Source organism: Paenibacillus sp. sg306046 (assembly GCF_059821225.1).
The window spans coordinates 1-7,577 of sequence record NZ_JCAMRT010000055.1 but is presented as its reverse complement, the minus strand read 5'-3'; the positions used below and the strand labels follow the sequence as shown (position 1 = coordinate 7,577).

The 7,577-nt window shown below is 39.1% G+C and carries 9 protein-coding genes; 7 read left to right on the top strand and 2 right to left on the bottom strand.

All coding sequences use genetic code 11. The annotated features are described in order from the left end of the window. The 3 genes from AC6ROY_RS25105 to AC6ROY_RS25095 form a co-directional block, all read left to right on the top strand. On the top strand, nt 1–737 hold a 737-nt coding region (locus AC6ROY_RS25105), incomplete at its 5' end, for an RHS repeat domain-containing protein (protein ID WP_500103299.1). 16 nt (nt 738–753) lie between these two features. Then, on the top strand, nt 754–1,032 hold the full coding sequence (locus AC6ROY_RS25100) for a hypothetical protein (RefSeq protein ID WP_500103298.1): 279 nt from the start codon (nt 754–756) through the stop codon (nt 1,030–1,032). A 333-nt stretch (nt 1,033–1,365) separates the two neighbouring features. Next, a complete protein-coding gene (locus AC6ROY_RS25095) occupies nt 1,366–2,277 on the top strand; it encodes a hypothetical protein (protein WP_500103297.1) in 912 nt (303 codons plus the stop codon). 318 nt (nt 2,278–2,595) lie between these two features. On the opposite strand, the gene AC6ROY_RS25090 is transcribed toward AC6ROY_RS25095, so the two are convergent. Next, complete coding sequence (locus AC6ROY_RS25090; RefSeq protein WP_500103296.1) at nt 2,596–2,805, bottom strand: helix-turn-helix domain-containing protein; 210 nt, start codon at nt 2,803–2,805, stop codon at nt 2,596–2,598. Between the two features lie 186 nt (nt 2,806–2,991). On the opposite strand from AC6ROY_RS25090, the gene AC6ROY_RS25085 reads away from it, so the two are divergent. From AC6ROY_RS25085 to AC6ROY_RS25070, 4 genes are all read left to right on the top strand, one after another. Beyond that, the gene (locus AC6ROY_RS25085) at nt 2,992–3,768 is read left to right on the top strand and encodes a recombinase family protein (RefSeq protein WP_500103295.1); all 777 of its coding nucleotides are present in this window, start codon (nt 2,992–2,994) and stop codon (nt 3,766–3,768) included. A gap of 418 nt (nt 3,769–4,186) precedes the next feature. Continuing rightward, nucleotides 4,187–5,413, top strand: a complete 1,227-nt coding sequence (locus AC6ROY_RS25080; RefSeq protein WP_500103300.1) for an IS110 family RNA-guided transposase — start codon at nt 4,187–4,189, stop codon at nt 5,411–5,413. A 139-nt stretch (nt 5,414–5,552) separates the two neighbouring features. Further along, nucleotides 5,553–6,254, top strand: a complete 702-nt coding sequence (locus tag AC6ROY_RS25075) for a hypothetical protein (protein WP_500103294.1) — start codon at nt 5,553–5,555, stop codon at nt 6,252–6,254. A gap of 18 nt (nt 6,255–6,272) precedes the next feature. Further along, complete coding sequence (locus tag AC6ROY_RS25070) at nt 6,273–6,899, top strand: hypothetical protein (RefSeq protein WP_500103293.1); 627 nt, start codon at nt 6,273–6,275, stop codon at nt 6,897–6,899. An 89-nt stretch (nt 6,900–6,988) separates the two neighbouring features. Here the strand turns inward: AC6ROY_RS25070 and AC6ROY_RS25065 are convergent, their stop codons facing one another. Further along, complete coding sequence (locus AC6ROY_RS25065) at nt 6,989–7,144, bottom strand: IS3 family transposase (RefSeq protein WP_500103292.1); 156 nt, start codon at nt 7,142–7,144, stop codon at nt 6,989–6,991. Nucleotides 7,145–7,577 lie beyond the last annotated feature (433 nt).

The following is a 7,577-nucleotide window of genomic DNA, read 5'->3' as shown; positions in this document are numbered from 1 at the left end:
GTACGGAGCTTCAATATTTGCGGGCGCGATGGTATGATCCGAGTATGGGGCGGTTTATTAATGAGGATACGTACGAAGGGGATATTAAGAATCCGCTGACGTTGAATTTTTATACGTATGTGCATAATAATCCGTTGAGGTATGTTGATCCATCTGGCTATGCAATTACAGAAACGGGGATTGGGGCTGGAGGACTGGCGGGTCCAGCCTTTGGAATTGGAGCGTCAATCGGAGTAGGAGTCGGTGTTGGAAAGATACTAGACAATGATCCTGTGATTGAACCTAAGGAGTTAATTGTACCAGAAAGCTACACATCTCAATGGATTTCTGATGAAGCACAGATGCGTGTTTCAAGGCAAGAGGCATATGAGAATGGTCCTACCGTGATTCAACAGCAACTTGTTCAACAATCTCCAACTATTTTGAAAAGTGAAGTTCGGGTAGGACAATGGATGTCACGATCAGAATATGAACAATTTAATAAATCTGGATGGATACCTAGAACTAATGTGCTAACAAAGGGAAAGGAAGGGTATATTAAGCAGGCAGAAATTGGTGATTTGTATGTGGAGTTTGACATTGATTCTTCTTTACTTCTAGAAAAAGATAAGGATCTAGGATGGTCATTAGTAAAATCAAAAAATCAAATGTTTCTGAAATTATCTGAGAAAAAAGGAGAGGTCTTACCTTCGCCAATAGGTAAAAATATTAAGCATATTGATACGAAAACTGAATAATTAAAAGGAGAAGTACATGTTAAACAAAATAAGAAACTTGTTTTATGAGCTTCAAAAAAACGAAGCATTCATTTTAGATGATTTGATTATTTATGATGATAAGAAAATTGAAGTTGTTTTGTCTGTAAATGCATATATGGTTTCCATAAGTATACTATCAAACCTTACTTACGATATTCTCGTAGTTAAAGTTTCTAACGAAGATGTTATTTTAATTAAGACAAAAGAGCTGCTATCATTCAATGATTTAATAAAAGAAATAAATATGGATTTAAATCATTTGCTTTCTAAATGAGGTCAATTTATCTCAAGTCACTAAAGACTATACATTTAATTAGTGGTAAATAACTTAATGAGACTGCTCGCAAATAGATTGAGTTAGGAAAATGCCACGACGCTATTTTGCGTTGTGGTTTTCTTTATGTCTATAGAATTCTGTACAATGTCCTAACAAATCACTTGTTATTAAAAAGAAACTATAGCAACAAAGAATATTTCTAAAAGATTGACTTTTGAAAATCAAATTTGTTACATTGCTTCTTGAAAGGGGATGTCAAAAACATCAATTAGCCAAGCTTCTTATAACATATCGAAAGTATCCCAATATTTTGGAAGGAGAGTATGCCTATTGTTTGATACCATAAAAATAAAAGTATCTCCTGTTTATCCTGAGTTAAATTCCATACCGCATGAATCTACTACATATTTGGACAAATCAACAGGATTACTGAAAACAACTTATAAAATGAAAGATGAACAAATCCCATATATTCATTACTACGACAACAGCAGAACCCTCGTTTTGCAAGTATCGATCCCCAAGTTTCTCTACGGAAACAATGTAACGCTCCTCCAAGAAAAGGATATTCCGCTCTTTTTCCAAAGGTTACAAGAACGCATGATTGAATTATTTCAAATCGAAGTTAGCGCGGCGGATTGGCAAGTAGGAAAACGGCTAGATGTTTGTTGGAATTTTAATGTGGGGAATCAGGTGAGTGATTACCTCGCTGCGATCCAACGAATGAGTGTTCCGTTCATGAAACCATACACTTACGGACATCTGGAGACGGCAGGACATAAAAATAAGAACAGAGAGGTGATGTTTTACGATAAGCAGAAGCATTGTAGGGATACGAAGGAGGGGCATGAAATCATCGAACAGGCCGAGGGGCTTCTGCGTATGGAAATTCGACCGAGTTACAAGGAACTCAAGAAATTCTCACCCAAGCGCAGAGCCATTGAATTGCTGACACGATCATTCTTTACGAATATGACAAGCTCTGTACTCAAGCATGTTCAATTCACAGCACCCGTTGAAGGCGTAACGCTAGGTTGGCTGAAATCGCAACCTTACAGTATGCAGCAGATTGAAAGTGCAATGGGATTTAACCTATCGAAAAAGACACTTACGGATTCAGAAATCAAGCAATTGTACAAGCCATCAACGTATGACAATAGACGGACGCTAGCAAGAAAAATTCACTTTCCAGGTCCTACACCGTTAGCGCCCTTAACGATCCATTTGGATCAATTGGGCTAGAAGTCATCCAGCTAAGTATTGATGTTAGAGGTTTCGATTGCGATTCTAATTAGAGTGAAATCGGCTAATTCATCAACAAACATAAGACTTTTAGGCGAGGAATCAACCTTAAACATAATTCACGAGAAATCCAGAGTAATCAGGCGCATTTCATACATATTGTAAGAAAAGAGAACATTCTCTCGATTGAATGGCTATAAAATGGTGATTTAATTTCAATGTCTACTCCGGGGGGATTTTACATCTTTTTGGTACTGAATTTTATCATCATTGAACCAAGCACATCCTGACCAGGAGCAAACTTATTACATCAATCGATCATGTTTCTTTCTCAGCAATGATAAGTTCACTGATGTCAATTTGTAGTGCCTCACATATTTGTTCCAGTGTACGTATATAAACCCGGTCTACATTCTCTGAGCAGAGATGATTGATGGTTGCTATTCTCATATTCATAGACAGAGCGAATTGCCTTTGAGATATTTCACGTTCCATCAAGATTTCTCGCAAACGAATTTTTATCTTCATATGGATTGTCCTCCGCATTACTTTTAAGAGTTCAAAAAAACTACTAGTACTATATCATATTTTTACAAAAAAGTGGTTGAATTATACTCTTAAAAGTAATATTATATTTATAGTCATATTACTCTTAAGGGTGTAAACTATAAAGCGTAACGTTAATCCTAATTTCTGTAACGGAGGGCATTTTCGATGAATGTCATCGGCTATGTACGAGTCTCTACGGCAGGACAAGCCAAAGATGGATACAGTTTATCGTATCAGCAAGAAGAGATCGAATCCTATTGTCAGCAGCAAGGATGGAACTTGCTGCATATGTTTGTGGATGAAGGAATTAGCGGAGCAAAAGTAGATGAAGAAGCAATGGAGGTAGATCGGGAAGGGTTTCAAGACCTGCTTTCGTTCATAGCGGTTCATCCCATTGATTCTGTCGTGGTTTTGAATACGAATCGGCTTTGGAGAAGCGATATCGTTAAGGTATTAGTCCATCGAGAGTTTAAGAAAAGAAATGTCGATGTAAAGTCGATTGAGCAGCCGACGTATTCCATTTACAAGAAAGACCCTTCGGATTTTCTAATTAACGGGTTAATGGAGTTGCTGGATGCGTATCAACGGCTAGAAATTGCCATGAAGTTAGGCAAGGGACGCAGCAAGAAAGCGAAAGAAGGCGGCTATGCTGGAGGAAGGGCCACCTTCGGCTACAAGGCTAAGAAAGGCTCAAAAGTGCTAGAGATTGATTCGCAACAAGCAAGGGTTGTAAGCAGAGTATTTGAATTAAAAGAGCAGCATCCCAACTGGACATTATCTGAAATTGCCTTTCAATTGAACCTTGAAAATTACATAACAAGCCAAGGAAAAGCGTTCACCAAAGTACAAGTCAAACGTATCCTTGACCGAAAAAGCTTTTACAAGGGTATGTATCATTATGCGCATGTCGAAGCGATTGGCAAGCATCAGGCCATCTTATGAAGCCAGCAATAGATGTTTTGTTTTTAGAGGAACAAGTATTGAAGGCTAAAATCGAAGCGATGGAGTGGTGTATGGATACGGTATGGAGTGAACTGGTAGACCATCCTTCATCCATGGATAAGTTGAGGATAGAGGCTGTCCTTGTCTGTATTCATCACCATGTGCAGGAACTCCAGACAGAACTCCTACATAATCGGCTAGCAGCACTATGTAAATCGCAAGAATAGGCTTTGAACGAAATTTGAATGTTTGTAGAGAGAAAGACATTGCTTAGGTATGGATGTGGCGTAGACCATTCGAAATGAGGGTGCAAGCTTTCTCTTTACCAAGCATTCAAATTTAAAAGTAAGGAAAATTGAAGGGGGAATTTCTACTGACCTACGAATTGGATCACTTTGACGAGCATGAATTAACACGATTGCATGGTGTTTTTGTCGGCATCGACTTGCACAAACTTCACCATACCGCTGTTTTTCTCAATGGATTTAAAAAGCGGTTAGGAGAATTTAAGTTTGAGAATAAACCGAGCGCATTTCCGCTATTGCTGAAGGAAGCCAAGAAATATATGAAGAAAGGCAAGCAGATTTACTATGGGCTGGAGGATATCGGAGGCTTTGGACGACGATTAGCGGTATTTCTAGTCGAAGAGAAGCAGCAGGTAAAAGAAGTGAATCCTTCCTTATCCAAAGCGCTTAGGGAAGCCGCAGCCATTTATACAAAGTCAGATTCACAAGATGCAGAGTGTGTAGGGCAAGTTCTAATCGATCAATTGGAGAAGCTGCCGAATGCCAATCCCATCGATCATTACTGGATTATTAGCCAGCTTATTACGGCAAGGAGGGCCATCGTTAAGGAGCATACGAAAGCATTGAACCATCTTCATGCGCAGCTCTTCCACCACTATCCAAGTTATAAGTCCTTTTTCAGCAAAATTGACGGGAAGACGGCGCTGGCTTTCTTTGAAAAGTTTCCCGCCCCGCATCACTTGGCTGACTATACGGTTCAAGAATTACGTGAGTTTCTAGTTCAGCAGAGCAACTATGCTTGTTCGATGAAAAGCGCGGAGAAGATTATGAGAAATGTGCAAGAGGATGGTTCAACGCTGCGTGAGTACCAAGAACATCGGGACTTTCTGATTCAAAGCCATATTCGGCGCATTCGCAAATACAAAGAGGAGTTAGCGGATACGGACCAGCGATTGAAGGTGCTTATGAGGGACACAGGCTTAAAACTGGACACGATGTACGGGATTGATATTGTGACGGCGGCGTCCTTTGTAGCTGAGATCGGTGATATCCATCGGTTTCACGGTGCAAACAGTCTAGCCAAATGTGCAGGAGTCGCGCCCGTTCTACTGGGTTCAGGTGACCATCACGCTGATCATCAATGCCAGCAAGGGAACCGGAAATTATATGATTTGTTTTATAAACTTGCGTTACGCCATATTCAAACGAAGAAGAAAATAAAAGAGCCGCAAAGTTCTTACTATTATTGGATTTATCAGAAGAAACTTAAAGAAGGCAAAACGAAGATGCAAGCCTTGATTTGTGTCATGAGAAAGCTGGTTAACGTCATCTATGCGTTAATGAAGAATAAAACGGAATACATCATGCAGCCTGTGACGGAAGAGAAGCTAGCGGGCTGATATCGTAGGGTAGTGGCTATTCAAATGGGGTCACTACCTTTTCATTGCAAGGTTACGCTTTATAAATTAGGATACGTATGAAGGGGAACTAGCGAATCCGCTGAGTTTGAATTTGTATACGTATGTGGAAAATAATCCGTTGAGGTATACTGACCCAACAGGACACTGGAAAGATGGGGACGAGTATATCCCAACTGATTCAAGTGCCTGGAGTAATATTTTCTTTTGGTCGGGTGTATGGGACAAAGCAAACAACGGCGATTATGAAAGTAATGACTCGATGAAGAGATTTGCAGAACAACAAGCAGATAGTGCAAGAACAGGTTATTGGTCTTCATTTGGAGAGGGTATTGCTAATAATATTGATCAAAGTCAGATGCCAATGTTTATTGGTGGGGTTGCAGGAACAACTGTTGCCATTCCTAGGACTGGCACTATGCCAAGGACCGCAGGGCCGGGCATTTTAGGGCTTGGTCTTGTATTATCAGAGAAAATAAGTGCTAGTTTAGATAAGACAGCTAATAATAACTCTCAGTCGTTTATTTTCAGAGATGGTTCGGGAACAAATACTAACTTAACACCTAGACCCATAGATACAGCAGGATTGTCTTATTTCACTGCCCTGACATCTACTAAATATACATTCACTACACTAGAAGCGGTTAATGCAACTGGTTTTTTGAAGGCATATATTGATAATCCGTCTACGGGTCATGTAAATGTTGTTGCAACAAATCCTGCTCATCACACAGCTTGGATTGCATCTAGGGCAAATGCTGAGACTAATCCTTACTACTTGACAACTATTTTAAGGTCAATCTCAATAAAAGGGCCCAAATAAGAACCGTCGGAGGAGACAATGAGCGAACACCTTTCTTTTATTGAATTATTGGACACTAATAATGCTGTAATTGAATCAAAGCTATTCGTAAATTTTAGGAACGACAGCACAGTGTATTTATCATTAACATCAAATACCCTTTTTTATGAAGGCCAAGAGAATAGTTATTTAGAATCTTTAGCAACAATATTTCGTCAACTTCCAGAAGGTTACAAGATGAAGTGCCAAAATAGAGTTGCTGTAATCTCAGGAAAGGGAACTCAATTTGTAGATATTACTGAGTTTGTTTCATTAACGTACCTCTCTTCGGTTGATGATAACGTTTTGAAATTTGAACTACGGTGTTTATTTAATGACAATCTATACTCTGCGGATGCTACTGAAGACTTCTCAATAGCATTACAAAAGCTGAAGAATAAAATGAATGTAGACTTCAACATCTGTCCATTTTGTGAGAATGGAGATTTTATGTCTACTGGTGGGGAGGATTTAAGGCACGGTTGGTATTGCTTAAGAGAAGTAATTCCAAGAGAGCGTTTGTTGCCTTGGTTTGAAAGAGAAGATGAATTTAAGAATGCAATACCGAATCTAAGTGCATTTCATTGGTGTCCAAAATTTAGCTATAGCGAGAAAGAGTTTATTTAGTAAGATGCTTTGTTTTGACCACAACCCGACTAACCATTTGAACTGTAACCCCATTTATGGACACTGTATAAAAAACGGTTAACATAGTCTTAAGCAGCTAGGAGATGACTTCTGTATTCGTCAGGAGTCATCTTTTTTAATGTCCACTGATCGCGTTCCGAATTGTAATAGTTGACGTACTCATTGACTCTTAGACGTAATTCATGAAGAGAATTGCAGTCCCTGGAGATAAGTTCGTCCTTCATATTGGAACGTATATGAAACCAAACTATGGAATGTCAGGAGTTTTGTTCTTCTTAAATTTGAAATGATGGGTAGGTTTTTATTTTGAATAATTGTATAGTATGTGGATATGACAAGTTGAACAAACCACAGTACCTAGAATCCGGTGCACCAAATTTCAATATTTGTCCGTGTTGTGGCTTTCAATCTGGTTACGATGACTTAGTACATGGAAAATCTGTTGACACCTATAGGACTATGTGGTTAAAAGAGGGAGCACCTTGGTTGAATGAGAAAAAGAGGCCAATTGATTGGAATTTAGACAAACAATTAATGAATATTACAAAACTATAAGGTCTTTCTCTAGCCACAATGCGACTAACGGGACTGACCCCCTAACGTGAGACAAATCAAAACACCTTCAAGAAAATGCTTCCATGTCGTAAGATGTGGAGG

Coding starts and splice junctions, on each gene's coding strand:
- AC6ROY_RS25100 (WP_500103298.1), top strand. CDS start 754: ATGTTAAACAAAATAAGAAACTTGTTTTATGAGCTTCAAAAAAACGAA.
- AC6ROY_RS25090 (WP_500103296.1), bottom strand. CDS start 2,805: ATGAAGATAAAAATTCGTTTGCGAGAAATCTTGATGGAACGTGAAATA.
- AC6ROY_RS25085 (WP_500103295.1), top strand. CDS start 2,992: ATGAATGTCATCGGCTATGTACGAGTCTCTACGGCAGGACAAGCCAAA.
- AC6ROY_RS25070 (WP_500103293.1), top strand. CDS start 6,273: ATGAGCGAACACCTTTCTTTTATTGAATTATTGGACACTAATAATGCT.
- AC6ROY_RS25065 (WP_500103292.1), bottom strand. CDS start 7,144: ATGAAGGACGAACTTATCTCCAGGGACTGCAATTCTCTTCATGAATTA.